1 protein-coding gene is annotated in these 1,328 nt (G+C 65.7%); it reads right to left on the bottom strand.

What is annotated here, in order from left to right; all coding sequences use genetic code 11:
* A partial coding sequence (locus BLS99_RS25445) for a M23 family metallopeptidase (RefSeq protein ID WP_143034956.1) occupies positions 1 to 1,202 on the bottom strand: 1,202 nt, incomplete at its 3' end.
* Positions 1,203 to 1,328: the final 126 nt, after the last annotated feature.

The following is a 1,328-nucleotide window of genomic DNA, read 5'->3' as shown; positions in this document are numbered from 1 at the left end:
CAGCGTCCGGCGATGGGCAGGTCGTCGAAGTTCCCGAACTGCCTGACGATGTCGGGGTCGCCGGAGTTGTCGTTGCGGTTCTTCAGGTAGAACGTCCGGTTGTCGGGCCGGTAGACGCCGATCGTGTCGTACGCGTCGCCGTCCCAGTTCCCGACCACCGGCAGGTCGCCGTTGTTCCCGAAGTGGAACGCGCCATCGGCGTCGCCCGAGTTGTCGTTCCGGTTCTTGAGATAGAAGGTCCGGTTGTCCGGGCGGTAGACACCGATCGTGTCGTACTGGTCCCCGTCCCAGTTCCCCGCCAGCGGGATGTCCCCTTCACTCCCGAACCGGAACGCGCCGTCCGCCTCACCGGAATTGTCGTTCCGGTTCTTCAGATAGAACGTCTGGTTGCCCGGCCTGTAGACCGCGATGGTGTCGTACCCGTCGCCGTCCCAGTCCCCCACCAGAGGAATGTCGCCCTTGTTCCCGAAGCGGAAGGCACCGTCCGCGTTCCCTGAGGTGTTCGAGTTCTTCAGGTAGAACGTCTGGTTCTCCTCGTTGTACACGCCGATCGTGTCGATGCCGTCGCGGTTCCAGTCTCCGGCCAGCGGCACCATGCCGGCATCGCCCAACCGAGCGGAAGCACCACCAGGGAAGTAGAACGTGCCGTTCTCGGGCCGGTACAGACCGATCTGGTCGACGGTGGAGCCGCAGTTCCGGCTGGTGTGGTGGTTGATCGCGCTGGTGTACTGGAGCGTGACGCCGTCGATGACGATGCGCTGGTTCACGCCGTTCAGCTCCTGCTCGTAGTGCAGGTGCGGACCGCTGGAGTTTCCGGTGCTGCCGACCTTCCCGAGCTCCTGCCCGGTGACGACGTGCTGGCCGTTGACGACGCTGGTGCTTTGCAGATGGGCCACCAGGGTGGTCCACGAGCCGCCGTGAGAGACCCGCACGTAGTTGCCGTACCCGGAGCTGCCGTGGACCACCTCGATGACGGTCCCCGCGGCCGAGGCCAGCGCGGGTGTGCCGAGGTCGCCCGACCCGGCGATGTTGAAGTCGATCGCGTTGACGACCTCGCTGGAGTGGTGGTAGTACTGCCGCTGCTGCCCGCACGGCCATGGGGCCGCGAAGCCCGGCGCGGCCGCTTGGGCGATGTTGAGGGGAAGCAGGCTGCCCGCCAGCATCACGGCGGCCGCCAGAAGGACTTTCATTGTGGAACGCATGTCGTCTCCTTCAGGGTCGCGCCGGTCAGCCCCAGCGTCCGGCGATGGGCAGGTCGTCGAAGTTCCCGAACTGCCTGACGATGTCGGGGTCGCCGGAGTTGTCGTTGCGGTTCTTCAGGTAGAACG

The sequence above is a fragment of the Glycomyces sambucus genome (assembly GCF_900102815.1).
GTDB classification, from domain to species: Bacteria; Actinomycetota; Actinomycetes; order Mycobacteriales; family Micromonosporaceae; genus Glycomyces; species Glycomyces sambucus.
Note: the sequence above shows the minus strand (reverse complement) of the source record. Positions and strands in the feature narration are given on the sequence as shown.